The organism is Kiloniella laminariae, from assembly GCF_027214005.1.
Taxonomy (GTDB): Bacteria; Pseudomonadota; Alphaproteobacteria; order Kiloniellales; family Kiloniellaceae; genus Kiloniella; species Kiloniella laminariae_A.
Genome location: NZ_JAPWGY010000003.1, coordinates 332,109 through 358,882, shown reverse-complemented (window position 1 = coordinate 358,882; position 26,774 = coordinate 332,109). Strand labels below are relative to the sequence as shown.

The window sequence follows — 26,774 nt, the reverse complement described above, 5'->3', positions numbered from 1 at the left end:
GTTACGGGAACCAGCAAACCTTTGGTCCGGACACGCGCACTTGCCGGGAATCAACCGATGGTATAATTTTGATCAAACGATAAAATTTACTGTACAGGATCGCTTCCCCATGACCGCAACCAGAACCGGAAACACCCCCCTCAAAACCTCTGGCACAGCACCCCGCTTTCCTGCTCCTGCACGGGGGCAGCTTAGCGAAGAGATGCAACAGGCATTTACCGATGCAGGTGTGCTGGTGCTGGAGAATTTTGTCAGCAGGGAAGCTTGCGAAAAACTGATGCAGCGCGCCGGAGAAATCGTGGAAGCCTTCGATCCTGATGAATTTCGTGCCGTATTTTCGACAACGCAGAAAAGTCACGAAGGCAACAGCTATTTTGAACAGTCCGGCGACAAGATCCGGTGTTTTTTCGAAGAAGAAGCCTTTGACGAACAGGGCAAGCTGAAACAGGCAAAAGCCCTTTCGATCAACAAGATCGGCCATGGACAACACGATCTTGACCCGGTGTTTTCAGCCTTTTCCCGCAATCCGGATCTGGCACAGATTGCCCGTGACCTCGGCATGGTGCGGCCGTTGCTGTCGCAGTCCATGTACATCTTCAAACAGCCCCGGATCGGTGGCGAGGTTATCTGCCATCAGGACAGCACCTTTCTCTATACCGAACCCCACTCCTGTATCGGATTGTGGTTCGCACTGGAGGATGCCACTATTGAAAACGGCTGTATGTGGGGGCTCCCCGGTCATCACAAGGCTCCTTTGAAAAAGCGCCACTACCGCAATGAGGAAGGCAAGCTGGTGACAAAGAAGCTGGATGACAGTCCCTGGCCTGAAGAAGACCGTGTGCCGCTGGATGTCAAACAGGGTTCTTTGATAGTTCTGCACGGCCAGCTCCCCCATCTCAGCGGTCCCAACAGGTCCGATAAATCCCGGCAAGCCTATACACTGCATCTGATCGACGGGCACTGTCATTACCCGGACAACAACTGGCTCACCCGCAGCCCCGATATGCCCTTTAGAGGGTTTGAAACGGATAATGCCGACTAATTACCTACAGGTTCTCGATAATCTTGAGCTTTCGTCTGTTCTTTCAGCTCATGAATATGCCGTTATTGGGACACCACCCCTGGGTATCGCTATCGACAACAGTGATATTGATATTGCCTGTTTTGCCAACGATCCCGACGACTTGTCGCAACTTCTTTGTGCAGAATATGGTAAATATCAGGGCTACCATGTGAAAAATTTCCACTCTCCCCCTTACACTACCCATGTCCTCAACTTTGTAGCGCAGGGGTGGGAAGTGGAGTTTTTTATCCAGAACCAGCCTTTGAACCAACAATATGGCGTTCGCCATTTTCACATAGAAAAACGATTGCTTGCGCTCTTTGGCCCAGCGTTCAGGCAATCTGTCATCGCCCTAAAAAAGCGCGGCATCAAAACCGAACCTGCCTTTGCACAGCTGCTCGGAATAAAGGGTGATCCCTATATCAATCTGTTGGAATTGGAAAATTACTCCGATAGCCAACTCTGGGGCATTTATTCTTACCCAAAATAACCAGGTCATATGTAATAGTTGTCGAGCAGTTCCTGCAAAGGCTATGATTGCGTGCTTTTATCGTTTTATTAACCAGCCTTACGTGTTTTCACGGGTCGGTTACGGGGGGAATCTTGGAAGAAATTCTGTTGGTGTTACTCGGTCTTGCAGTGGTCTTTGGCGGACCGCTGCTGGGAATCATTGCCCTGGTGAAAATCGGGGGGTTACGGCGCGAAGTTGCCGGGCTGAAAAGAGAGTTAAAAACCGCAACAGGGCCTGCTCAGCCACTGACAAGCACTTCAACAGCTGTCAAAACCGAAAAAATCCCCGACCCCGGTTTATCCAACCAGACTTTGAGCAAAACCAAGGGGAAAACACCACCGCCAGATCAGACCGCCTCCGACAAGCCAGAAGTATCTGAACCAGAAGTATCTGAAAAGGCCGCTGCCAAAAATATCCACCCCGACGTTGCTGCGCCCCCATCAGAAACAGGTGAGACCACAGCTGGAGATCCCGCTCTCCCTGATCACAGTCTTGCCGCCAAAACCGCGCCTGCATCCAAAAGCCAAGGCCAGAGCAGTCCCACCAGTCCGTGGAAATCTTTCGAAGAAGCTTTCACCCGGCAATGGCTGGTCTGGCTCGGCAGCCTCACCGTCATCATCGGCGGAATATTCCTGATCAAGTATTCGATTGAGAACCAGCTGTTGTCACCCGGGTTCCGCCTGACTGTCAGCACCCTGCTCGGTATCGGCCTGATGTTCGGGGGTGAATGGCTCAGGCGCCGTCCGATTGAGCGGGCCATTGCCGCACTTCAACCCAACCATGTGCCACCCGCCCTGACCGCCGCTGGGCTGGCCATTACCTATGGCAGCATCTATGCCGCCTATGGCCTCTATGACCTTCTTCCGCCGCTTCTCGCCTTTATCCTGCTGACACTTGTTGCTTTGGCCGGTCTCGGGCTTTCCTTGCTGCAGGGGCCTTTTATTGCCGCCATGGGCATGCTGGGTGCCTTTGTTCTGCCCCTGCTGGTCTCGACAGGCAATGCTTCCGCCTGGTCACTCTTCAGTTACCTCACCTTCATCAGTGCCTCTGCCCTTGCGGTTGTGCGCTTTCAGAACTGGTGGTGGCTGGGCTGGTCGACCCTTGCCGGGCTGTCTTTCTGGCAGACCGCCTGGATACTTGGCATCTGGGAAAACGGTGACCTTTATCCACTGGTCCTCAGTCAGCTGCTTATGCTCGCCCTCTTCATTGCCCCGCGTTACGAAGACTTCCTTCAGCCACCGGCAGGTATGAAACATCCCTTCCATCTCGAAGGCATTCTGAGCCCGGAAAAAACTCTCGGGCTGGTGGCCACCTGCGCCGTCCTGTTCCTGCAGTTGCTCGTGCTTGACAGGGATGGATATTCCGGTCCGGCGCTGAGTGCCTTTTTCCTGATTGGCGGCGTAATCGGCTTTATGGCTTTCAGATTGCGCCACTGTGAAATCCTGTTGCTCCCGCTTGCGCTGGTTGCCCTTTCTATCATTGGCTTTCACCCCTTCCCGGACAGCATCGATTTACCCGAAACCTTCTTTGTCGCCGGACAGGCTGCAGGCACAGAAATCGGCCCCCTTATTCCACCCGAGCTGGGGTTTTATCTGTTCCTGTCCGGTGTCATTGCACTCCTTGCTGCTGGCCTCGGCTTCTGGAAAGTCATGCGCGCGCAAACACCCGCCTATTTCGCCGCCCTTTCCGCCGCGGTTCCCTTTCTTGCCCTGTTGATTGTCTATCTTCGCTTGCACGCCCTGGGCGCTGATTTGGCCTGGAGCGGGTTGTCGATCCTGCTTGCTCTGGCTGCATCCCTGGCTGTTAAAAAACTGCTGCCTTACCGTGACAATGCCGCGACAGAAATCGCCCTCGGAGTCTATGCCCTGGCCGTGCTCGCCGCCATCGGCATGGCTTTTGCCATTACCCTGGAAAAAACCGGCCTGACCATTGCTCTGGCGCTGCTCTTGCCGTCGGCTGCCTGGGTTCATGGACAGATTCGCCTGCCCTATATCCGGCCTGCTGCCTTCTACATCGCGCTGGTCGTCGCCATCAGACTGACCGCCCTCAATCACTTCTCACCGGATACGCCGCTGGAAGCTGTTGACGCCTTCTGGTTGCTCTACAGCTTTGGTATTCCGGCACTGGCTTTTGCTGCCGCAGCCTGGCTGTTCAAGGCCGAAAAGGATGACCAGCTGATTACCCTGCTCGAATCAGGAGCTTTGGCCATTACCGTCGCACTGGTCAGTCTTGAAATCCGCTATTTAACCAATGACGGCTCGATCCTGGCGTCTTACAACAGCCTGCTTGAACAGAGCCTGCAGAGCCTTGCCTGGCTGATCACCGGCTGTTTCCTCTATTACCGCAACCGCATTACGCCCCGTTTTATCAGCAACTGGGGATCAAAGATCCTGTTGGTTCTGGCCGCGGCCAATATCCTGCTGTTTCAGGTCTTGGCGAATAACCCGCTCTTCTCCAACGAATTTGTCGGCAACTGGCCCCTGTTCAACCTGCTCAGTCTCGCCTATCTGCTGCCCGGCTTGCTGGCGGTCGTGCTCTATCGTGAGGCCCGGAACCAGAATCACCTGCCCTTGATGCCCTGGCTCGGCGGTACCGCCTTGCTGTTGGTCCTGCTTGATATCACGCTAGAGGTCCGGCGGGCTTTTCATCCCGACAGTATGGCAACCGCGGATATCCTCAATGCCGAGGGTTACAGCTATTCCCTCGCCTGGCTGGTCTATGCCGGACTGTTGCTTGCCATCGGTATTCTGCGGGATATTGTGAGGGTACGACATGCCTCCCTCGCCATGGTGCTTCTGGTCATCGCTAAGGTTTTCCTCTGGGATATGGCTGCACTTTCCGGCCTCTACCGGGTCGCGTCCTTCATCGGTCTGGGCCTCTGCCTGATCGGCATCGGCTTCCTCTATCAGAGGTTTGTCTTCCCGATTGGCAAGGAAGAACCTCCCGCCGCGAAAAAAACCACCTGACGCAAGAAGGGCTGCCCGAGAGCAGCCCTTCTTCAATTCGATATCAACTGGTCTGAACTTACAGTCGAAACCTAGCCAATTGCTTCCTGGCTACGGGAGTTACGCTTGCGCTCGTGGCTGACCAGGAACTGCTTGCGCAGACGGATGGATTTTGGCGTCACTTCGACCAGTTCGTCATCCTGGATATAGGCCAGGGACTGTTCCAGCGAGCGGATACGCGGCGGAGTCAGCTTGATCGCCTCGTCCTTACCGGAAGCACGCACGTTGGACAGCTGTTTGGCTTTCAGCGGGTTGACCTCAAGATCGTTGTTGCGGCTGTGCTCACCAATGATCATGCCTTCGTAGAGGGCATCACCCGGATTGATGAACATTTCACCACGATCTTCGAGGTTCCACATGGCATAGGCAACAGCAGCGCCTGTCCCGTTGGAGATCAGAACACCCTGACGGCGGCCCTGAATCGCGCCACGATAGGCCCCAAAGCTGTGGAACAGACGGTTCATGATGCCGGTTCCGCGTGTATCAGTCAGGAACTCGCCATGATAGCCGATCAGGCCGCGTGACGGCGACAGGAAGGTAATACGGGTCTTGCCAGCGCCAGAGGGGCGCATGTCCGTCATTTCGCCTTTACGCTCAGCCATCTTCTCAACGACAACACCGGAGTATTCCTCGTCAACGTCGATCACGACTTCTTCCAGAGGCTCCATCAGCTGACCTGATTCGTCCTTGTGCATCAGCACACGGGGACGGGAAATGGAAAGCTCGTACCCTTCACGGCGCATGTTCTCGATCAGAACACCCAGCTGCAGCTCGCCACGACCGGCGACTTCAAAGGAATCCTTGGATTCACTTTCCTTGATGCGAATGGCCACGTTGCCTTCAGCTTCGCGGAACAGACGATCGCGGATCATACGGCTGGTAACCTTGTCACCTTCGCGACCCGCCAGCGGAGAATCGTTCACCGAGAAAGTCATCGCCAGGGTCGGCGGATCAATCGGCTGGGCATCAATGCCCTTGGTGATCGACACGTCACAGATGGTGTCTGCAACCGTCGCATCGGGAATACCGGCAATCGCAACGATGTCACCAGCGCGGGCTTCTTCAACCGGCACACGCTTCAGACCGTCGAAAGCCAGCAATTTGGACAGACGGCAGTTTGGAATAACCTTGCCAGCGGCTGTGATCACTTTCACAGGCATGTTGATCTTGGCTACACCCGAGTGGATACGACCGGTCAGGATACGACCGAGAAAGTTATCTGCTTCAAGGGTTGTCGCCAGCATGGAGAAAGGCGCATCAGCTATTTCTTTTGGTGCGGGCAGGGTATCGATGATCAGCTGGAACAGTGAATCCATGTTCTCGCGTGGGTCGGCCAGATCGGTTACGGCCCAGCCCTGTTTTGCAGAAGCATAGAGAACCGGGAAATCCAGCTGGTCTTCTGTCGCATCCAGGTTAACGAAAAGATCGAACACCTGATCGACAACCCATTCAGCACGGGCATCGGCTTTATCCGCCTTGTTCACAACCACGATCGGCTTCAGGCCACAACCCAGCGCCTTTGAGGTCACGAACTTGGTCTGAGGCATCGGGCCTTCAGCAGCGTCAACCAGCAGAACAACCCCATCCACCATGGAGAGGATACGCTCGACTTCACCACCGAAATCGGCGTGGCCCGGTGTATCAACGATGTTGATCCGGGTATTGCCCCGGGTCACCGATGTACACTTTGCAAGAATGGTAATGCCACGCTCTTTTTCAAGATCGTTGCTGTCCATTGCCCGCTCGGACACCTGCTGGTGTGCGCTGTAGGATCCGGACTGTTTAAGAAGCTCATCCACCAGAGTGGTTTTGCCGTGGTCAACGTGCGCGATAATCGCCACATTGCGAAGCGCTGTGCTCATGCCTGTCTCTCTCATGTATTTTAAAGAGGGGCTACCGCGCCCCGCGTTATCCTTCAGTCACTGGTCTTGTCAGACCGGAACTCCGGTCAGGAATGTCTTCTTGCCCTTGAGCAAAGAACCACCATTCCCACAAGGTCTCTAGCGCAGTCTTGTGACAGTGCAATGACCTACTTAAATTTTTCCCCTATCAGTGTCGCCAGGGACTTTTCCGGGCGCGCACCAAAATGTGAAATCACCTCGGCTGCAGCAATGGAGCCGATGCGGCCACTGTCATAAAGACTGTAACCATTCGTGTAACCAAAAAGGAAGCCTGCAGCATATAGGTCGCCTGCCCCCGTCGTGTCAACCACATGATCAACCGGTTCGGCATCAATCACGTGAACTTCATCACCACAACAGATGACAGAACCCTTCTCGCTGCGGGTCAGGGCAGCAACCGAACAACAGGCCCTAACCTTCTGAAGTGCCGTATCAAAGTTATCCACTTCGAACAGCGCCATGGTCTCTTCTTCGTTGGCAAAAAGGATATCAACGTGGTTTTTTACCAGATCGAGAAAAGATTCACGATGCCGTGCCACACAAAAGGAATCTGACAAGGTCAAAGCCACTTTCCGTCCGGCAGCGTGCGCAATCTCGGCCGCGAGGATAAAAGCTTTCTTGGCTTCTTCCGGGTCCCAGAGATAACCTTCCATATAGGTAACCTGCGCTGAGGCGATCATCTTTTCATCGATATCAGCCACTGTCAGGTTCACACAGGCCCCCAGATAGGTGTTCATCGAACGCTCTGCATCGGGCGTGACGAAAATCAGGCAGCGGGCCGTTGACGGTCCTTCCGTGGCAGGAAGTGTATCATACTTTACCCCTGCTGCGCGGATATCATGACGAAATACCTGACCGAACTGGTCATCGCGCACCTTGCCGATATAACCGCCACGTCCACCAAGAGACGCAATCCCGGCCATGGTATTGCCCGCAGAACCGCCTGAACGTTCGATCGCAGGCCCCATGACATCATAAAGCGCATCAGCACGATCCTGATCAATCAGGTTCATGGCTCCCTTGATAATTCCCTGCTCTTGCAACAGGTTGTCTTCAGCAGTGGCAACAATATCAACGATGGCATTGCCGATACCCACGACATCGAGAGAGGCAGTCTCTGACTGATTTACGTTCACGCTCATTACTGGCTTCCGTTAGGCTTTCTGCTGGACTAGAATTTGCGCGGAGTATAGACACTTCCGTTTTCTGGGCAAGTCCAAAGCCGCAGACCTCCTATGCATCCGGGGCAGGTCCCTTTTCGAGAGTTTCCGACTATGCGCGACCCACACCCCGTAATGGCTGACTTGGCATCGCAAAATCAGCCAACAGCAGTTCCTCTGAGTGGTATCATCTTTCTTGTGACGGCAACCATGCTCTTTGCTTCCGGAGATGCCGTTTTAAAGAATATCGCCGATGAACAGTCTCTGGTTCAGATACTCTGGGTCCGCTACAGTTTTGTATTCCTGATCGTGGTTCTGATGACTCTTCTGCGCGAAGGGGCAACAGAACTCAAAAAGACCTTTCGCCCGAACAAGCCCGGCCTGCAGATTTTCCGTTCCGCTTTTCTTTTATGGCAGGATTTCGGTTTTGCCTTCTGTTTTACCCTGCTGCCGATTGCCTCGGTTCATGCTGTGGGGGCCGTTGCCCCCATTATCGTCACCGCTCTTTCAGCCATATGGCTGCGAGAATACGTCGGTGCACGACGCTGGGCCGCAGTGTTTGTCGGTTTTATCGGCGTTATGATCATCCTGCGGCCAGGCGCCGACAGTTTTGATCCTCTGCTCTTGCTCCCGCTTGGAGCCGCTGCCCAGTTCGCCATTTATCAAATTTTGCTGCGATTTTGCAGCCAAAGCGACAATTATCGGGTCGTCCAGCTCTTTACCGGGCTGGTGCCGTTGTTGCTCACCAGCCTACTCTTGCCCTTCTATTGGTCTGTTCCATCAGGCCCGGGGGCTCTGGCAGGGCTGCTTGGCGCAGGCTTTCTCCACGCCAGTGGGCATTGCCTGATGATCATGGCTTTCCAGAAGGCAACCGCTGCAACCCTTCAACCTTTTAACTATTCCATTCTGATCTGGGCCACACTGCTGGGCTGGCTGGTCTTTGGCGATCTGCCGGACAGTTTGACTATTGTTGGGGCGACGATCGTTGTCAGCAGCGGCCTCTACACCTTTTATCGGGAGCGGGCGCGTGGTCTTGCAAGGAAAAGTAAAAATCTGCCCTTGCCGACCTGATTTTTTGTCCTCATGGTCTTCCGAGATTCAAGAACGACGCTCACCCGTTTTTCTTTCCATTTGCCAACCCGTTCCCCCACCCGGCTGCCAGGATTACCATGACCGATAAAAACCACCTGCAGGAAGCATCTCTGCTCGATACCACGGGTAAAGGTATCCTCCTTGCTATATTGGCCATGGCCTTCTTTTCCTCAGGCGATGCAGTGGTCAAACACGTCTCCCAGAGCTATTCTCTGCCGCAGCTTCTGTGGGTCCGTTATATGATCCTGTCTTTTCTGGTTATCGGCATGGCAATCAAACGTGGTGGCCTGGGTGATGTCGTCCGGATATCCCGCAGCAAGAATCTCCCCCTGCAGCTCTTCCGGTCAGCCTTTCTTGTCGGAGAAGCTTTCCTTTTTACCCTCAGTTTCAAACTTCTGCCCATTGCAGATGTCCATGCCATCGTCGCCGTGGCACCAATCTGCGTCACGGCGCTTTCTGCCCTCTGGCTGAAAGAAACCGTTGGCTTGCGACGGTGGATGGCTGTTCTTGTGGGATTTGCCGGGATCATGGTGATTCTGCGCCCCGGCTTTGATGCCTTTGATCCCCTGCTGTTTTTACCCCTGGTCGCGGCTTCTGCCTTTGCCATTTACCAGATTCTCCTCAGAATCAGCAGCCGTTATGATGACGGGCAGATTTCCCAGTTTTATACCGGTATTGTACCCCTGTTCATCACCAGCTTCATGGTTCCCTTTTTCTGGGTACAGCCGGACCTGAACGGCTGGATCGCGCTGATCGGCGGCGGCATCTTTATCAGTCTGGGTCATCTCTTCCTGATTTTTGCCTTCCAGTACGCCACTCCCTCTGCAATTCAACCCTTTAATTATACCTTGCTGGTCTGGGCGACGCTTTTTGGCTGGCTGTTCTATGATGATCTGCCGGATTCCTGGACCATCGTCGGCGCATTGGTTGTGGTTGCAAGCGGACTTTACACGATTTACCGCGAGAGAATCAGGCGCGCATAATCATCCCCGAAGCAATTTATTGTCCCCGGTGCCTGGATGAAAAATACTCACCAGTCCCGAGGATCAGCCAAATCATTTCTCTGCCGGAATATTTTTATGGTCCGGCCTTGTGAACACCAACCTTTTTAACAAAACCAGATAGATCAGTTTAATATTTTCTTCACCCCTCAGCCCCTAAACTGCGAAAAAATTCTAAACAAAAGTCCATATAATTTTCGGACAGATAGTGAAGCGGGGTCAGGCAGGGATCTCCTTCGTATCGATTTACATTGATGGCAAGGGGCCGCAACTGAAATGCTTTTGAAAACACGCATCACCCTGGGTTCCATTACCGGCCTGCTGGCGGTTGGGCTCTTTGTGTTTATTGGTACCGGTTTTATTGAAAAACTAAACAATGAACGCTACATCTCGACAACACTGGATGCTCGTTCCAATCTGTGGAACAGCTTGGCTCAAAGCCGGGTTGAACAGATCAAATCCAGCCTCTTTGAAATTGAGAATGATCCTCTGGCAATGGGAGGACTGGAAAAAAGCGACCCCTCCTCCATCGCCAGCAGTCTGAGTATTCTGGCCCAGATCCTGATCGGCGATGGAAACTTTGATCGAATTGCACTCTTCGATAAATCAGGCAAAGCTCTCTACAGCTATGAAAGCGATCCCTCCAAGGTGACTTCTGCCCTGGTTAAGCCCGCACTGGAATCCGAGGATTACAAATGGGGCTTTGAGCTTGCAGAAGACAGCAAGCTGATGTTAACCCTTGCAGCTCCCCTGAGATCCCTCACAGGTGTAGAAGGCATCGCTCTGGTCAGGCTGAGCCCCAATTCATTGCTTGAGAGTATGAAAGCCAGTGACGGGACCGAAGTATATCTTTTTAATCAGACAGGGGAAATCGTGCACGGCACCAACGCCGAACTGCAGGAGCTCCTGCCACAGGAGAACCTTCGTATCGGCAATACCGGTCTTCATGCTGAGACCATTGGTGATCTGCGCTATACCATCACCCTGACTCCCGTCACCACACCCGATGGGCAGATTGCAGGGAACCTGGTGAACCTGCTGGACGAAACCGCAACACTGACACAACGGCAAACCGTTCAGATCCTCGTCTATGCCGGTTGTGTAATTCTCCTGATCCTCTCGGGCCTCCTGTTGTTCTGGTACATGAACCGCTCGATGAAGCCCCTTAATTTTGCAATCGAGAACATCCAGGAGCTGGCCAACGGCAACATCGAGATCGATGTCCCTGCCGAACATACCCGTGACGAGATTGGCGAATTGACCCGTTCAGTAGAATTGCTGCAAACCAAACTGGTTGAAAACGAACAGATGCGTGTGGCCCGTCGGGCTGCTGAGGCAGAAAGAGCAGAACGGGCACAAAAGCTCCACGAAATGACCCAGTCTTTCGGGGCAAATGTAACGACGATTATCAGCAAGTTCACCAACTCGACAGCCCTGATGGGTGAAACCGCCCGCTCCATGAGCGATACTGCGGTCAGAACGCGAGAACAGGCCCATGCCGGCTCTGAAGCTTCGATTGAAACATCACAAAACGTCCAGACAGTTTCCGCCGCGGCAGAAGAGCTCTCCGCAACTATCGCGAGTATCTCGGAACAGATGGATCGTTCTTCCTCGGTCACAGAAAAGGCTGTCGGAGAATCCCAGTCTATCAACGGAACGGTCAAACGCATGGCTGAAAATGCCGAGAAGATTGGCGCGGTTATTCAGCTGATCACGGACATCGCCGAGCAAACCAACCTCCTGGCCCTGAACGCAACGATCGAAGCAGCCCGGGCCGGGGAAGCAGGCAAGGGTTTTGCCGTTGTTGCCAACGAAGTCAAGAACCTCGCGACGCAAACAGGCAAGGCAACTGACGAGATTTCAAGTCAGATCAACCAGATGCAGGCAATCACTGGCGAGGTAGCCAAAGCCATTGAATCCATTGGCCTGACCATTGGGGACATTGATGAAATCGGACGAACCATTGCCGAATCTATCGGGCAACAGCGGGAAGCAACCCAGGAAATTGCCAGTAACATGGTCCAGGCATCCCAACGGACCGAACAGGTTAGCAACAGCATCAACAATGTAACCGCTGCGGCGAACGAAGCCGAGAATGCAGCACATTCGGTCATTGATGCCACCACCAACCTTTCGGGCGAATCAAACGTGTTGCGTGGAGAGATCGAAACTTTCCTCGAGGGGGTCAAGACCCTCTAGGAGTTTTAAAGACCCGTTTCCAACAAAAAAGAGGAGCTGTTATGGCTCCTCTTTTTTTGAATCTATAACCAGATTTTCTCTATGATTTCAGGCCCAGCACATCCTGCATATCATAAAATCCGGCTGGTTTATCCTTAAGCCAGCGCGCTGCCCTGACAGCTCCTCTGGCAAAAACTTCCCGGTTACTGGCCCGGTGCCCCAGTTCAATCCGTTCGCCATCTGCGGCAAAAATCACACTGTGATCACCAACAACATCGCCACCGCGCAGTGTTGCAAAACCAATGTCGCCGCGTTTACGTGCGCCGACAATTCCATCACGCACCTTGTCCGCAACCTGGTCAAGCGCAACGCCCCGGCCTGCCGCAGCCGCCTCGCCCAAAACAAGGGCGGTACCGGAAGGTGCGTCAACCTTGTGACGATGATGCATCTCGACAATCTCGATGTCATAGTCTTCATCAAGAGCAGCAGCAACCTGCTGCACCAGTGTCATCAGCAAATTGACGCCCAGACTCATGTTACGCGCAAATACAATCGGCGCTTTTGCCGCACACTGCTCCAGTTCGGAAACCTGTTCCACAGTCATGCCTGTTGTCCCGACTACAAGTGCACAACCGGTTTCCGCCGCAAGCTTGGCATGGGAAAGGGTGGCTACGGGAACGGTAAAATCAATCACCACATCAGACGACTCAAAAAGCTTTTTCGCAGAATCGCCAACCTTAACACCCAAAGCGCCAATCCCGGCAAGCTCACCAAGATCCTTGCCAAGGTTGGGACTACCCGGCAACTCAGTTCCCCCTGAAACCGAACAGCCTTCGGTCCGGTTAATCACCTCGGTTAACATACGGCCCATACGGCCAGCACAGCCAACGATCCCAATCCTGCTACTCATCCCTTTAAATCCTGAAACCTGTTTTGATCAGAGCAGAAGGACTAACAGCTAATCCGGATAGATCCAAGTCCCCCGATAGAACCCTCCTGAAGTTCTCGATAAAAAAAAGCCTGCCAGAACAGTTGTCCAGGCAGGCTTTGATATCAACGATCCCATTGATCCGGGAAACTTAATCGGTAAGATCTTCCCAGAATTCTTTGACCCGTTTGAAAAATCCGGAACTCTGTGGCGAGTTGTCCGTCGCCTCTTTTTCAAACTCTTGCAACAGTTCACGCTGGCGGCTGGTCAGGTTCACAGGGGTTTCGACTGAAACCTCAACATACATATCCCCACGTGATGCAGACCGCAGCACAGACATTCCCTTGCCCCGCAGACGGAATTGCTGCCGGTTCTGCGTGCCTTCAGGAATAGCGACCTTGGCACGACCACCATCAACAGTTGGCACCTCAACCGACCCGCCCAAAGCAGCCTGGGTCATGGAAATCGGCACCCGGCAGTGGATATCCGTTCCATCGCGCTGGAAGATCCGGTGAGGCGCAATCGACAGAAAAATATAGAGATCGCCAGGCGTTCCGCCCAATCTGCCGTGCTCACCCTCGCCGCTGAGACGAATCCGGTTACCTTCTTCAACGCCTGCAGGAATAGTAACCTGCAGCGTCTTCTCTTTTTCAATATGCCCGCTACCATGGCAGCTTTTACAAGGCTTCTCGATCACCTTGCCCACGCCCTGGCAACTGTGACAGGTGCGCTCGACCGTAAAGAAGCCCTGCTGCATCCGCACCCGACCATTCCCTTTACAGGTACCGCAGGTAATCGGGCTGGAACCTTTTTCAGCACCACTGCCATTACAGGAATCACAGGAAACCGAACTCGGGATGCGGATTTCAGCCTGTTTGCCGTTAAAGGCATCCTCCAGGGAAATCTCCATGTTATAGCGCAAATCACCGCCGCGTTGCGAACCGCCCGAGCGTCGTCCGCCACCGCCAAAACCGCCAAACATTTCTTCAAAGATGTCGGCAAAACCGCCACCACCACCAAAATCGAAACCGCCGGCTCCACCGCCGCCACCGTTTTCAAAAGCGGCATGACCATAGTTATCATAGGCCGCGCGCTGCTGGTCGTCCTTGAGGATACCGTAAGCTTCGTTCAGTTCCTTGAACTTCTGTTCGGCTTCGGCATTATCCGGGTTTTGATCGGGATGATATTTCATCGCCAGCTTGCGGTAGGCTGCCTTGAGCTCTTTTGCATCCGCCGTGCGTGAAACCCCCAGGGTTTCGTAAAAGTCCCTTTTGGACATCAGTACTTTTTCCCTCGATCAGAAGGTGAAAAGGGGCTGGCAATGCGCCAGCCCCCTGAAATCCAAAACCGCGTTACGCGCTTTTGCTGTTCTTGTCGTCGTCAACTTCTTCGAAGTCGGCATCAACCACACCGTCATCTTCAGAAGAAGATGACTTGGTATCGGCTTCGGCACCGTCTTCTGCACCACCGGCGGCATCAGCATAAAGCGCTTCACCCAGCTTCATCGAGGCCTGGCCAAGTGCTTCTGTCTTGGCTTTGATTTCCTCGGTGTCATCGCCTTCAAGTGCCGTTTTCAATGCGGCAATACCGGCTTCGACTTCACCCTTGTCCGCATCAGAGATCTTGTCACCGACTTCAGCAAGTGTCTTTTCAGTCTGGTGGATCAGACCTTCTGCCTGGTTGCGGACCTCGACAGATTCACGACGCGCCTTGTCAGACTCGGCGTTTTCTTCCGCATCGCGGACCATCTGTTCAATGTCAGCATCGCTCAGGCCACCCGAAGCCGTGATTTTGATCTGCTGTTCCTTACCTGTCGCCTTGTCTTTGGCACCAACGTTGACAATACCGTTGGCATCAATATCGAAGGTCACCTCGATCTGCGGGATCCCGCGCGGTGCGCTTGGAATGCCTTCAAGGTTGAACTGGCCAAGGATCTTGTTGTCAGAAGCCATTTCACGCTCACCCTGGAAAACCCGGATGGTTACAGCATTCTGGTTGTCTTCGGCAGTTGAAAAGACTTGGCTTTTCTTCGTCGGGATCGTCGTGTTGCGGTCGATCAGCTTGGTCATTACACCACCAAGGGTTTCGATACCCAGGGAAAGTGGTGTCACATCCAGCAGCAGAACGTCTTTGACTTCACCCTGCAGAACACCCGCCTGAATCGCAGCACCGATAGCCACAACTTCATCAGGGTTCACACCACGGTGTGGTTCTTTGCCAAAGAAGTTTTTAACCGTTTCATGTACTTTAGGCATACGGATCATACCACCAACCATAATGATCTCGTCGATCTCGGCTGGGGTAACGCCTGCGTCTTTCAGAGCCGCTTTAACCGGGCCCATCGTGCGCTGGATCAGATCGTCAACAAGCGCTTCAAGTTTCGCCCGGGTCAATTTGATGTTCAGGTGCTTTGGACCAGAAGCATCAGCAGTGATAAACGGCAGATTTACTTCTGTCTGGCTAGAGGAAGACAGCTCGATCTTGGCTTTCTCTGCTGCTTCTTTCAGACGCTGCAGTGCCAGCTTGTCATCCCGCAGGTTAATGCCCTGTTCCTTCTGGAACTCATCCGCCAGATAGGAAATAATCCGGCCATCAAAGTCTTCACCACCAAGGAAGGTATCGCCGTTGGTTGACTTGACTTCAAACACACCGTCGCCGATTTCCAGAACCGACACGTCAAAAGTACCACCACCAAGGTCATAAACCACGATCGTACCGGTACCTTTTTTCTCCAGGCCATAGGCCAGAGCTGCCGCTGTTGGTTCGTTGATGATACGCAGAACTTCCAGACCGGCAATTTTACCGGCGTCTTTAGTAGCCTGACGCTGGGAATCGTTAAAGTAAGCGGGAACTGTGATAACCGCTTTGGTTACGGGCTCACCGAGATAGCTTTCAGCCGTTTCTTTCATTTTCTGCAGGATAAAAGCAGAAATCTGTGACGGGCTGTATTTTTCGTTGTTGGCTTCAACCCATGCATCGCCATTGTCAGCCTTGACGATGTTATAGGGAACCAACCCCATATCCTTTTTGGTCAGCGGATCGTTAAAACGACGACCGATCAGACGCTTGATCGCAAAAAGAGTGTTAGAAGGGTTGGTTACAGACTGGCGTTTTGCAGGCAGCCCGACAAGGCGCTCTTCAGCTGTAAATCCAACCATGGAAGGTGTGGTACGGGCACCTTCAGCGTTCTCGATAACACGCACATCCTTGCCGTCCATAACGGCAACACAGGAGTTCGTTGTTCCAAGATCAATACCAATAACTTTGCTCATCTGTTTCCTCACACTTAAATTTAGCAAACCGATTTGGCAGCCTTGTTGGCAAGCACTGCCGGCTGGTCCCTATTAAGGGGTGAAGTCCAATAACTCGGGCTCACGGTCTATATATGCAGCCCGGGCTTTGACTGCAAGACGCAAAATACCTAAAAAAATAAGGTTTTTAAGAAAAACGTTATCTGGATGTAATATCTGGTAATGCTATATTAGCTTGCTGATTTTGATCATGAATTACCCTTAAGATACTCTAACAACCGAGAGAATTCGTCCCTTGCAGGAACAAAACAAACCAAAAACAAACTCAAAGATGCGCCAAATGATCAAGTGGATCGCTCTTGGAGACATTCTTTTTGGCAGTACTGTCCTGCTATACGGATATTACAATTCTCTGGGAGAAGCCGTGGAGTACTTTGGGTTTGCTGTCACTCTGATCGGCGGATTGTTGTTTCTGGCCATCCGTACCCTGGAAAAACGCGGGGACAAGGGGTTGTCCCATTCCAGAAATATTCCAAAATCGTGAAGCAGCCTCTCGTTTTCCGCAAAACAAATACGCCCCGGAATGATTGAGGGAATGATTGAAGGCTTCAGATATCTTCCGGAACTCTTGAACCGGGACGAACAGGAGCAGCTCCTCGCGGAATTACGGGTAAAAATAAGAAAATCTCCGCTTTTTCAACCGAAAATGCCCGGTAGCGGACGGCCTTTTTCAGTACAGATGACCAACTTTGGCCCCTTGGGCTGGGTGTCAGACAAAGACCATGGCTATCGGTATCAGGCCAACCATCCTGTGACCCATAACCCCTGGATGCCAATCCCGGATAAACTTCTCCAGATCTGGAAACAGCATGCCCGCTATCCGGCCCCGCCGGAATGCTGCCTGTTAAACCACTATCACAATGAAAAAGCCAAAATGGGACTGCACCGGGATGAGAATGAACAGGACTTTTCCGCACCTGTTCTCTCGGTATCTCTGGGCGACACTGCCGTATTCCGCCTGGGCGGGACCAACAGAAAAGACCCGACAAGTTCGCTAAAGCTGGTATCAGGGGATGTCATTATTCTGGCTGGAGAAGCCAGGAATGCCTATCATGGTATTGACCGCATCCTCTATGGCTCAAGCCAGTTGCTGAAAAACGGGGGCCGGATCAACCTGACCCTGCGCCGGGTCACCTACCCCGGCGAAGACAGCCGCAAGGGCCCGTCATCGTCAGGGTAGACATCTGATAAGTTTACGTGACTGCTGTGACAGCTTTGCGATGCATCACCGTCAACACTCCGGATCAATATGCCGGGTCAACAAGCCGGGTTACAGGCCTGTGATCAAACGGTTGTATCAACCTTGGCCGGACCAGCAGGACCACCTTTGGCAACCCCAACACGGGCTGGACGCAACAGACGGTCATGCAGGCGGAAGCCACGCTCGATAACCTGCAGGATTGTCCCTTCCGGCTGGGATGGATCCGGAATTTCAAACAAGGCCTCATGACTATGCGGATCCATACGGCTCCCCAAAGCTTCGATCTCGGTAATGTTATGGCGTTCAAATACCTTAAGCATTTCCCGATTGGTCATCTCGACCCCATCGCGCAGGGTTTTAAGCTGATCATTTTCTTCAGCAGCAGCTTCTGGCACGGCAGAAAGCGCACGGTGCAGGTTATCCATGACACCGATCAGTTCGGTAACCAGCTTTTGTGGTGCAAATTTGATCGCGTCTTCCTTTTCGCGACGGGTGCGATTGCGCAGGTTTTCCATCTCGGCCATCGTCCGCAGCAACTGATCCTTCAGCTTGACAACCTCCAGCTCCAGCTCGGCAACCCTGGCAGCATCAGCCGCTACAGAAGACTTGGACAACTCTTCGGTTTCCAGTTCGCTATCCGCAGCTTGTTCTGCTTCTGCAGCCGCAAGATTCTCAGCGAGCTCTTCAGCCAGATCCCCCGCCAAATCATGGGGAATCTGCTCTTCGCTCACGATGTTCTCTTCAGAATTCTGCTTTTCCGTTTTAGGCATTTCTCTGCAAACCACTCTTAAATTTCAACTGTTATCCTGACGGAGATCAGGCCCGTATCAGCACCCAACATTAACACAGGATCTCCTAGCCAATCATGCGGCCAAGGATCTTGGCCGTATAATCAACCATGGGAATAATCCGCGCATAGTCGATCCGGGTAGGGCCGATCACACCGATGGCCCCAACGACCTGCTGCCGACTGTTTTTGTAGGGTGCCATTACTACAGAACACCCCGCCTGGGCAAATAATTCGTTTTCAGCGCCGATGAAGATCTGGACCCCTTCCGCTGTTTTAGTCAGCTCCAGCAGACGAACCAGCGATTCCTTTTTCTCCAATGCAGAAAACAGATGGCGAACCCGTTCCAGATCTTCAAGGGCATTTATGTCTTCGAGCAACTGCGCCTGTCCACGCACAATCAGGGCACCACCAGGATTCCCGTTCATATCCTGGGCCCAGGAAGCCAGACCGAGCTCAACAACCTTGCGCGAGAGTTCATCCAGAAGAAGCTGGTGTTCCTTCAACTCAATCCCGATTTCGACAATCGCCTCTTCCAGCGTTCGACCGATCAGACGGGCCGAGAGATAGTTTGATGCCTCAACCAAAGCCGAGGGGGGCAAACCAAGCGGCAGATCAACCACCCGGTTCTCAACAGCGCCGGAATCAGAGATCAGCACCACCAGCGCCCGTCCCGGTCCAAGCGAAACAAACTCGATATGCTTGAGAGGTTCCGAAAGCTTTGGAGCAAAAACCAGACCAGCGCACTGGGACAGGCCGGAAAGCATACCCGTGGTCTCTTCCAGCAACTGAGGCAGGGATCTGCCCCCCGCAGCGCACTGCAGTTTGATCCGGGCCTGTTCATCCTTACTCAGGTTCCCATGTTCCAGCAAACCGTTTACATAGAGCCGTAAGCCCATATCTGTGGGCAAGCGTCCGGCAGAGGTATGACGGGCAAAAAGCAGGCCCATATCTTCCAGATCTGCCATAACATTACGGATTGTTGCCGGTGAAAGGTCCATACCAAGACGGCGCGACAGGGTCCTGGATCCGACAGGCTCACCGGTTTCGACATAGGCATCAACCACCAGCCGGAATATCTCCCGCGAACGGTCATTCATCCCGGAAACAACACTGGTAATCAAAGAAGAACTGTTCAGTTTTACCAAGTTGTCCAAACCTTTATCTACCACCATATCCAGGTGGATATTACCCAGCAGGATTTGCTGCCACTTCCATTCCGTCAGATTAAATCTCTCCTGGAGACTTTATTCTTCACGGCCCCTTTAAATGTAGTGACGCGCCAGTGTTCGGTCAACGGGTCGACGACCAAGACCTCCAACAGAATCATCTGCTGGACAAAAAACGGGTTCCAGGCTGCCAATCTGGACTGGTCTGGGCCGGGTTTTTCATCAAGTTTTCACTGGGTTTTCCACTACATTTTCTACTGGATTTCCGACCGGATTCTTCTACTGGATTTCCGACCGGATTCCCCATGGGATCTCTGTTGCATTTTTTGTCACTTTTTTTTGACAGCTTTGGCTTCGTATTCTCAGCTTTTAACGCAGAAAAATTCATGGGAAAATGATTCATTAACCATTTGATGTTAAACAATATATTAAGATTTTTTTTTCGCCGCCAAAAAGTTCTTGCAATGAAAAACTATTGGTCTTAAAGAACCGCGCTTAGATCACGACGCACACGCACGTGCCACTGGCCCAAGGTCCTATGACCCCAGCAGGTTACGCTACGACGTACGCGTCCTTTTTGGCCTTGTCGGCGGAGCCCGACACCGAGAGGGAGCTTACTCAATGGTTGCAGATCCTACCACACAGTACATTCACACGATCCAATTGGAAGAAGAAGAAGCGAATCCTGATTTGCCAACAGAACCAAGAATCCCCATGACCAGTGGGCGCTTGAATAACCGCATGTCCTCTTTTTTGGCCGAACAGGATTTTGCTATTCCGCACCTGGTCGTAGACCTGGATCGGGTTGAAGAAAACTATCGCGCCCTGGACAAGGCTTTGCCTCAGGCAGACATCTTCTACGCCGTCAAAGCAAACCCGCACGAGCAGGTTATCAAACGCCTTGCCTCTCTTGGGTCCTGCTTTGATACCGCCAGCCTGAACGAGATTGACCTCTGTCTGAATCTTGGCATCAGCCCGGACCGAGTGTCTTTTGGCAATACCATCAAAAAAGTACGCGATATTACCGCGGCTTATAAAAAGGGTATCCGCCTCTACGCATTCGACAGTGACGAAGAACTTGGAAAGCTGGCGGAACACGCGCCCGGTTCCGACGTTTTCTGCCGGGTTCTAGTCAATTGTGACGGCGCTGAATGGCCCCTGAGTAAAAAATTCGGCTGCTCGACAGAGATGGCCTATGGTCTGATCGTCAAGGCAAAGGAAGCCGGACTCAATCCGGTTGGTTTCTCTTTTCATGTCGGGTCACAGCAAACCAACCTTGATCAGTGGGACAGTGCCCTCAGTCAGGTTGAGAAGCTGTTCAATGACCTGGCCCGCGTCGGTATCAAGCTAACTCTCGTCAATATGGGCGGTGGTTTCCCGGCCCATTACACAACAGACATCCCCGATGCCCAGGCCTATGGACAGGCAATCACCAAAGCCATGGATGGACATTTCGGCAACAACAAACTGCGGATGATCGTAGAGCCGGGCCGTTATATTGTTGGGGATGCAGGCGTTATCGAAGCCGAGGTTGTTCTGGTTTCCCGCAAGGAAGACAAAGACAAGAAACGCTGGGTTTATCTGGATATCGGCCTGTTTTCCGGACTGGCAGAATGTATTGGGGAAGCAATCCGTTACCCCATTTCTGTTCCCGGCAAGGAACACAGTACTGAAACAGGACCTGTGGTTCTGGCCGGACCAAGCTGTGACAGTCTGGATATCCTGTACCAGAACACGGCCTATATGATGCCGCTGGACTTGAAAGCAGGTGACAAGGTTCTCCTGCACTCAACAGGGGCCTACACCACGACCTATTCGTCTGTAGGGTTTAACGGCTTTCCACCGCTTGCCTGTGTCTGCATCTAGTTAAATTCAATGATTGTTCCCCGCCTCTGATCTTCTTTTCCAAAGATGAAAGATCAGAGGCGGGATATTTTTTGCCTTCACGAAACGACCAGATAGCGGGGAGAAACCCGCTTTTTATCGACCGCCTGTTCTTCATTCTGAACAGATGAGTCTGTTTTTTCTTTTGGCAGAATGCTGTAACTACAGCGCCTGCCACCCTCCAGCAGATACTCTGCCCGCTCCACAACAACGTCTTCTCCCAGAATACTGCGAAAAACATCCAGCTCTGCCCTGCAGAAACCCTGGCAAATGGTGGCTGCAGCACAGATTGGACAGTGGTTCTCGATAAACAGATACCCCGCCCCATCTTCTGTTTCTTTCGCCTCGGCCATATAACCCTCAGCCTGACGGAGTGCGACCAGCCTGTTCACCCGATCCGCCAATGTTTCAGCCCCGATCATTTCCGCACGGTAGTGAGACAGGGTCTGTTGCTCGCGGTAAGACACAAGCTTTTCGACTCCTTCGTTGCCGAAAATCATGCGTGCTCCCTCAATCAGTTCTTTGGTCAGAACAGCATGAGCATCACCGAAACGATTATGCGATTCACGACTGAGTTCCCAGATCAAAGCTGGCCTGCCAGCAGATTTTGGTTGCTTTCCTTCACTCTGAGGCTGGATCATCCCCTGTTCATGCATACGTTTGAGGTGCTGACGCATGCCAATGGCTGTCATTTCCAGCTGACGCGCCAGATCCTTGGCCGACAAGGAACCACGCGCCTTCAAGAGCGATAGAATTGCGTCTTCTGTTTTACTGATATTCTGCATAACACTACTATACACGAAACGAATAAATTAAAAAGTGATTGCTTTTATAATTTATTTCATGCCATGGATAATAAGAAAAGAAATTACTTTTTAATTAACAAGGATCGCGCGTATGTCGGACTCTTCGCACGCTGAGAGCACAGACAAGAAAACACAAGACAAACAAACCCAGGACGAGCAGAAAATGACTCCGCAGAATATCCTGCATCTGGTCATTGTCTGTTGCGGGATTACGCTTTATGCCCTGAACAACCTGATTACCTCAACTCTGTTACCTTCTGCGGTCAGCGACCTGCAGGGCATTAATTTTATCAACTGGTCGGCCCTGGTCTACAGTACAGCCGCCATCATTTTCTCCCTCACAGGCGGCTCTCTCAAAACCAGTCTGGGCGGGCGCAAAACCATGATTATCGCTGGCCTCGTCTTTACAGCCGGAGCCTTTCTGGTTGCCCAATCTTCGGATATGATATTTTTCCTCTGTGCCCGGGCAATTCAGGGGGCAGGCGGCGGCCTGATTCTCGCAACCTGTTATACGGTGATCGGTGACCTCTTCGCCCGACACCACTGGCCCAAGGTCTTTGCCTGGGAATCTGCCGTCTGGGCTGTTGCTTCCCTCACAGGCCCTCTCGCAGGAGGCTTCTTTGCCCAGACCGTGGGCTGGCGCCTGGCCTTTTACCTCATCGCTGCTGCTGCCCTGCTTTTTATTGTGGCCGTGCGCCTGTGTTTTCCCGCCAAAGTCCAGTTGGAACAAAAAGCCATCGCCACCTCCAGAAAAGATAAGCTCGCTGCCCTGCCTGTATTCCGACTGATAATTCTGGTTCTGGCCATAGGTTCTATTGCGATTGCCGGGCTGGAACCGGATTGGTCGCTCCCGCTGCTCGGGGCAGCCTTCCTCCTGCTGCTTTTGCTCTTACAGCGGGACAAGCGTGCGAAGTCACCGCTCCTGCCCCGGGAGGGTATCAACTTCACCACACCGGCAGGCACAGGGTTACTGGTGATTTTTCTGGCATCCGTCTCGACCTATTCCTTTGTCGTCTACGGCCCCTATCTGCTTCAGACCGTACATGGTCTTAGCCCGCTAAATGCCGGTTATCTGGTTGCCTGGGAATCCATGTCCTGGTCTATCGCCGCGATGGTCTGCGCCCGGATTTCCCAGACTGTACGCTGGCGCCCCTTGTTAATCCCTGTTGGAATCGCCACCTCCGCCATTGGCCTCTATGGTATTGGCCTCTCTCTCTTTTCCGGTCCTCTCTGGCTCCTGACAATAGCCATTTTCTTCGCCGGAGCCGGATTTGGCATTTTCTGGGCTGACCTGTCATCCCGGATAATTGAATCGGGCCCGTCAGAAGAGCGCGATCACCGATCCGGAGCCATTCCAACAGTTCTCATGTGCGGCGGGGCTTTTGGCCCGGCACTTGCGGGTATCCCCGCCCAGATGGCAGGTTTCAGCGACAACGCCACACTGGCCGTCCTGGAAGCAACCGCCTATTGGGTTCATATCGCTTTTGTACCTCTGGTCTTGCTGTCTCTTTTCCTCTCTTTCAGGGTCATTCGCCCAGGCTTTCATCCGGGTTCTGATCCCGTCTCTGAGCAGGATACCCGCCGAGACAACAATGCCTTCGTGGCACAAAAACCTGTGCTTCCGACACCCCCTGACAGTTGACCCTGTCAGGGGATAATCCGGGTAAACGCACCGGGACTGGACGCAGAGGGTTGCATGGGGTAGCTTCCGCTCAATCTTACCAATCACCAATTGAGGGCATCGCTATGCGTCCATCAGGCCGGAACCCAGACCAGATGCGTCAGGTCTCCATCGAAACCAACTTCAGCAAACATGCTGAAGGCTCCTGTCTGATCAAATTCGGGGACACACATGTTCTCTGTACAGCTTCTGTCGAAGACGGCACGCCCCCCTGGTTGCGTAATACCGGCAAAGGTTGGATCACAGCTGAATACGGCATGCTCCCCCGTGCGACCCACAGCCGTTCCCCCCGCGAAGCTGCCAAGGGCAAACAATCGGGTAGAACCCAGGAAATCCAGCGATTGATCGGACGTTCCCTTCGGGCAGTGGCCGATATGGGTGGTTTTGGCGAGCGTCAGATCAAGGTTGATTGCGATGTACTACAGGCAGACGGTGGTACCCGTACAGCTTCTATCACCGGCGGCTTTATCGCCCTGCATCTGGCTTTCCAGCACATGCAGAAAATCGGCATGATCGACTCAATCCCCCTTACTGATCACGTTGCTGCCATTTCCTGTGGCATCTTCGAAGGCACACCGGTGCTGGATCTGGACTATCCTGAAGACTCCAATGCCCAGGCCGACGCAAACTTTGTCCTGACCGGAAACCTCGGCGTTGTCGAGATCCAGGGAACAGCCGAAGAAAAACCCTTCTCTCGCAATGAATTCAACAGCCTGCTGGATCTGGCCGAAAAAGGCATTGCTGAACTGGTGATCCTTCAAAAACAGGCGATCAGCCAAGGATAGTTCTCATAAAACAGGACACTGATCTAGACCAGCCGTCTTGATCAGTGTCCTGCTTACAAAGGGGAAACAACATGCCAACACATAACCGGCCTCTGAACAGCGATAAACTGGTTCTTGCGACCCATAACGCCGGAAAACTGCGCGAAATTGCCGAATTACTCGCGCCTTATGGCATTGATGTTGTCTCGGCGGGCGATCTTGGTCTGCCAGAACCTGTCGAAGATGGTGACAGCTTTGCTGCCAATGCCCGGATCAAGGCCTTGGCAGCAGCAAAAGGATCTGGCTATCCCGCTCTTTCTGACGACAGTGGACTCGCCGTCGTCGCCCTGAACGGTGACCCCGGAATTTACTCCGCCCGCTGGGCTGGTCCGACCAAGGATTTTTCTCTGGCCATGACCTCGGTAGAGCAGGCTCTTGCCGCTGCTGCAGCAAAGGGTGACAGCAATCGGGCGGCCTACTTCATCTGTGCGCTTTGCCTCGCCTGGCCAGATGGATCAACCGAAGTCTTTGAGGGGCGTGTAGATGGCACCATCGTGCATCCCGCGCGCGGCAATCAGGGCTTTGGCTATGACCCGATCTTTCAGGCTGAAGGGGAAAGCATTACATTTGGCGAAATGGACCCGGCTCGCAAACACTCCATGAGCCATCGGGCCCGGGCCTTTGCCCTGCTCGTCGAACAAAAATTCAAGGCCTGACAATTCATAGCCTGACAAGCAGAAGAGTTCTGCTCGATAAACCTGTTATACAAGTCTGTGCTAAACTGAAGTCACCCAAGAGGGTGTCCGCCATTAGGTCTAGTAGAGCGAATTTGACATTTGAATCCATTCCGCGGCCGGGTTCGTTTTCAAATATCAAATTCAGAAGCTCCACTAGAAACAAATAGTTAGCTAGTGGTTCTTTGATTCCAACATTTGCACCTGAACTTGCCAGTGGGGGATACAAATGTTGGAATCGAACCACGAGTGACTTCACCGGATGAAGTGATAGATGCAACAAACAAACTCAGGCACAGTCCCTGCAGCAGCAAAACGTGGTTTCGGGATCTATATCCATTGGCCCTTCTGTCTCAAAAAATGCCCCTATTGCGACTTTAACAGCCATGTCCGCGAGGATGTCTCACAAAGCCGCTGGCGGGCAGCGCTCCTGCAGGAACTCAATCACTATGCCGAACTGCTGAAGCAGCGTGGCGGCGAAGGCCGGATCGTCAGTTCTGTTTTTTTTGGCGGCGGCACACCTTCCCTTATGGCACCAGAAACCGTCGCTGCACTGATCAACCGTATCCGTCAGCTCTGGCCCACGAGAAATGATCTCGAAATCACCCTTGAAGCCAATCCGACCTCGGTCGAAGCCGGTAAATTTGCCGCCTTCAGCCAGGCCGGTGTCAATCGTGTTTCTCTGGGCATCCAGTCCCTCAATGACGAAGATTTAAAGTTTCTCGGTCGGGAACACTCTGCCAGTGAAGCCCTGGCTGCGATTGATGTTGCCCGCAAAAACTTTGAACGCTTTTCTTTTGATCTGATCTATGCGCGTCCCGAACAGGATCGCAATACCTGGAAGCGAGAGCTTGAACGCGCCCTTGGTGAAGGCACAGGCCATCTGTCGCTCTACCAGCTGACGATAGAGGAAAACACTGTCTTTCACGCCGCAAGGCGACGGGGTGAGTTGAAAGAGCTTGATCAGGATAAAGCTGCAGAACTGTATGAATTGACCAATGAAATCATGGCGGAAAAGGGCCTGCCCGGGTACGAGGTGTCAAACTATGCCCGCCCCGGAGAAGAAAGCCGTCACAACCTGACTTATTGGCGATATGGCGACTATATCGGGATCGGCCCCGGTGCTCATGGCCGCCTGACGCTCAACCCCGGAGAGGCATCCTCCGGATCCGGCAACCCGACAGAGAAGCTGGCCACCCGTCAACACCGTGCGCCGGAAATCTGGCTGGAGACAGTGGAACAGGCTGCTCATGCCACCCGGAACTTCGATATAGTTTCGGATCAGGAACGATTTGAAGAAATGATCATGATGGGCCTGCGCCTGAAAGAAGGAATTTCTCTTGCTGAAATCCGGCTGGAAACAGGGCAGAATCTGGAACAACTGCTCCCTGCTTCCCGTTTGGCCGCCCTCGGTGAGGAAGGTTTGCTTGTCAAAACGGATAGCCATATCCGGGCAACTTCCGCCGGAAGAATAAGACTGAACACACTTTTGTCTTATCTGCTTGGCTGATCAAACGGGGTCTTACCTGCAAGCGCATGATATTTTTGGCAACGAATACCGGAACTGTTCAGAAATCAGTAAGGGCTTTTCTCTATAC

At 52.9% G+C, this 26,774-nt stretch carries 21 protein-coding genes; 13 read left to right on the top strand and 8 right to left on the bottom strand.

Annotation, left to right across the window (positions count from 1 at the left end; all coding sequences use genetic code 11):
• Window positions 1–109: 109 nt before the first annotated feature.
• From O4H49_RS10730 to O4H49_RS10720, 3 genes are all read left to right on the top strand, one after another.
• Window positions 110–1,042, top strand: a complete 933-nt coding sequence (locus O4H49_RS10730; protein WP_269423426.1) for a phytanoyl-CoA dioxygenase family protein — start codon at window positions 110–112, stop codon at window positions 1,040–1,042.
• Complete coding sequence (locus O4H49_RS10725) at window positions 1,020–1,553, top strand: DUF4269 domain-containing protein (RefSeq protein WP_269423425.1); 534 nt, start codon at window positions 1,020–1,022, stop codon at window positions 1,551–1,553. The genes O4H49_RS10730 and O4H49_RS10725 overlap by 23 nt, the downstream gene beginning before the upstream one ends.
• 113 nt (window positions 1,554–1,666) lie before the next feature.
• Complete coding sequence (locus O4H49_RS10720; RefSeq protein ID WP_269423424.1) at window positions 1,667–4,540, top strand: DUF2339 domain-containing protein; 2,874 nt, start codon at window positions 1,667–1,669, stop codon at window positions 4,538–4,540.
• Window positions 4,541–4,611: 71 nt separating this feature from the next.
• Here O4H49_RS10720 and typA read toward each other — a convergent pair whose 3' ends face one another.
• Complete coding sequence (gene typA / locus O4H49_RS10715; protein ID WP_269423423.1) at window positions 4,612–6,441, bottom strand: translational GTPase TypA; 1,830 nt, start codon at window positions 6,439–6,441, stop codon at window positions 4,612–4,614.
• Between the two features lie 167 nt (window positions 6,442–6,608).
• Window positions 6,609–7,622 carry an adenosine kinase gene (locus tag O4H49_RS10710; RefSeq protein WP_269423422.1) on the bottom strand — a complete coding sequence of 338 codons (1,014 nt, stop codon included), beginning with the start codon at window positions 7,620–7,622 and terminating at the stop codon, window positions 6,609–6,611.
• A 132-nt stretch (window positions 7,623–7,754) separates the two neighbouring features.
• Between O4H49_RS10710 and O4H49_RS10705 the strand changes: the two genes are divergently transcribed.
• From O4H49_RS10705 to O4H49_RS10695, 3 genes are all read left to right on the top strand, one after another.
• A complete protein-coding gene (locus tag O4H49_RS10705) occupies window positions 7,755–8,711 on the top strand; it encodes a DMT family transporter (RefSeq protein WP_269423421.1) in 957 nt (318 codons plus the stop codon).
• Between the two features lie 98 nt (window positions 8,712–8,809).
• Window positions 8,810–9,715, top strand: coding sequence for a DMT family transporter (locus tag O4H49_RS10700; protein WP_269423420.1), 906 nt, complete (start codon window positions 8,810–8,812; stop codon window positions 9,713–9,715).
• 294 nt (window positions 9,716–10,009) lie between these two features.
• On the top strand, window positions 10,010–11,932 hold the full coding sequence (locus O4H49_RS10695; RefSeq protein WP_269423419.1) for a methyl-accepting chemotaxis protein: 1,923 nt from the start codon (window positions 10,010–10,012) through the stop codon (window positions 11,930–11,932).
• Between the two features lie 79 nt (window positions 11,933–12,011).
• Here O4H49_RS10695 and dapB read toward each other — a convergent pair whose 3' ends face one another.
• The 3 genes from dapB to dnaK all read right to left on the bottom strand — a co-directional run bounded on the left by dapB (window position 12,012) and on the right by dnaK (window position 16,111).
• The gene (gene dapB / locus O4H49_RS10690) at window positions 12,012–12,821 is read right to left on the bottom strand and encodes a 4-hydroxy-tetrahydrodipicolinate reductase (RefSeq protein ID WP_269423418.1); all 810 of its coding nucleotides are present in this window, start codon (window positions 12,819–12,821) and stop codon (window positions 12,012–12,014) included.
• Between the two features lie 169 nt (window positions 12,822–12,990).
• Window positions 12,991–14,118 (bottom strand): molecular chaperone DnaJ, encoded by a 1,128-nt coding sequence (gene dnaJ / locus O4H49_RS10685; RefSeq protein WP_269423417.1) that lies wholly within the window; start codon window positions 14,116–14,118, stop codon window positions 12,991–12,993.
• Between the two features lie 73 nt (window positions 14,119–14,191).
• Window positions 14,192–16,111, bottom strand: a complete 1,920-nt coding sequence (gene dnaK, locus O4H49_RS10680; RefSeq protein ID WP_269423416.1) for a molecular chaperone DnaK — start codon at window positions 16,109–16,111, stop codon at window positions 14,192–14,194.
• A 319-nt stretch (window positions 16,112–16,430) separates the two neighbouring features.
• Here dnaK and O4H49_RS10675 point away from each other — a divergent pair, with 319 nt between their 5' ends.
• The gene (locus tag O4H49_RS10675; RefSeq protein WP_269423415.1) at window positions 16,431–16,634 is read left to right on the top strand and encodes a hypothetical protein; all 204 of its coding nucleotides are present in this window, start codon (window positions 16,431–16,433) and stop codon (window positions 16,632–16,634) included.
• Window positions 16,635–16,685: 51 nt separating this feature from the next.
• Window positions 16,686–17,330 carry an alpha-ketoglutarate-dependent dioxygenase AlkB family protein gene (locus O4H49_RS10670; protein ID WP_269423414.1) on the top strand — a complete coding sequence of 215 codons (645 nt, stop codon included), beginning with the start codon at window positions 16,686–16,688 and terminating at the stop codon, window positions 17,328–17,330.
• Between the two features lie 104 nt (window positions 17,331–17,434).
• Here O4H49_RS10670 and grpE read toward each other — a convergent pair whose 3' ends face one another.
• Together grpE and hrcA are read right to left on the bottom strand one after the other, a co-directional pair.
• On the bottom strand, window positions 17,435–18,082 hold the full coding sequence (grpE, locus tag O4H49_RS10665; RefSeq protein WP_269423413.1) for a nucleotide exchange factor GrpE: 648 nt from the start codon (window positions 18,080–18,082) through the stop codon (window positions 17,435–17,437).
• Between the two features lie 124 nt (window positions 18,083–18,206).
• The gene (gene hrcA, locus O4H49_RS10660) at window positions 18,207–19,238 is read right to left on the bottom strand and encodes a heat-inducible transcriptional repressor HrcA (RefSeq protein WP_269423731.1); all 1,032 of its coding nucleotides are present in this window, start codon (window positions 19,236–19,238) and stop codon (window positions 18,207–18,209) included.
• Between the two features lie 798 nt (window positions 19,239–20,036).
• On the opposite strand from hrcA, the gene O4H49_RS10655 reads away from it, so the two are divergent.
• On the top strand, window positions 20,037–21,173 hold the full coding sequence (locus tag O4H49_RS10655) for a type III PLP-dependent enzyme (RefSeq protein ID WP_419715225.1): 1,137 nt from the start codon (window positions 20,037–20,039) through the stop codon (window positions 21,171–21,173).
• Window positions 21,174–21,250: 77 nt separating this feature from the next.
• Here O4H49_RS10655 and O4H49_RS10650 read toward each other — a convergent pair whose 3' ends face one another.
• On the bottom strand, window positions 21,251–21,976 hold the full coding sequence (locus O4H49_RS10650) for a helix-turn-helix transcriptional regulator (protein WP_269423411.1): 726 nt from the start codon (window positions 21,974–21,976) through the stop codon (window positions 21,251–21,253).
• Between the two features lie 112 nt (window positions 21,977–22,088).
• Here O4H49_RS10650 and O4H49_RS10645 point away from each other — a divergent pair, with 112 nt between their 5' ends.
• The 4 genes from O4H49_RS10645 to hemW all read left to right on the top strand — a co-directional run bounded on the left by O4H49_RS10645 (window position 22,089) and on the right by hemW (window position 26,686).
• The gene (locus O4H49_RS10645) at window positions 22,089–23,639 is read left to right on the top strand and encodes an MFS transporter (RefSeq protein ID WP_269423410.1); all 1,551 of its coding nucleotides are present in this window, start codon (window positions 22,089–22,091) and stop codon (window positions 23,637–23,639) included.
• 104 nt (window positions 23,640–23,743) lie between these two features.
• Window positions 23,744–24,463, top strand: coding sequence for a ribonuclease PH (gene rph / locus O4H49_RS10640; RefSeq protein WP_269423409.1), 720 nt, complete (start codon window positions 23,744–23,746; stop codon window positions 24,461–24,463).
• 71 nt (window positions 24,464–24,534) lie between these two features.
• Window positions 24,535–25,158 carry an RdgB/HAM1 family non-canonical purine NTP pyrophosphatase gene (gene rdgB / locus O4H49_RS10635; RefSeq protein WP_269423408.1) on the top strand — a complete coding sequence of 208 codons (624 nt, stop codon included), beginning with the start codon at window positions 24,535–24,537 and terminating at the stop codon, window positions 25,156–25,158.
• A gap of 292 nt (window positions 25,159–25,450) precedes the next feature.
• Window positions 25,451–26,686, top strand: a complete 1,236-nt coding sequence (gene hemW / locus O4H49_RS10630; protein ID WP_269423407.1) for a radical SAM family heme chaperone HemW — start codon at window positions 25,451–25,453, stop codon at window positions 26,684–26,686.
• Window positions 26,687–26,774: the final 88 nt, after the last annotated feature.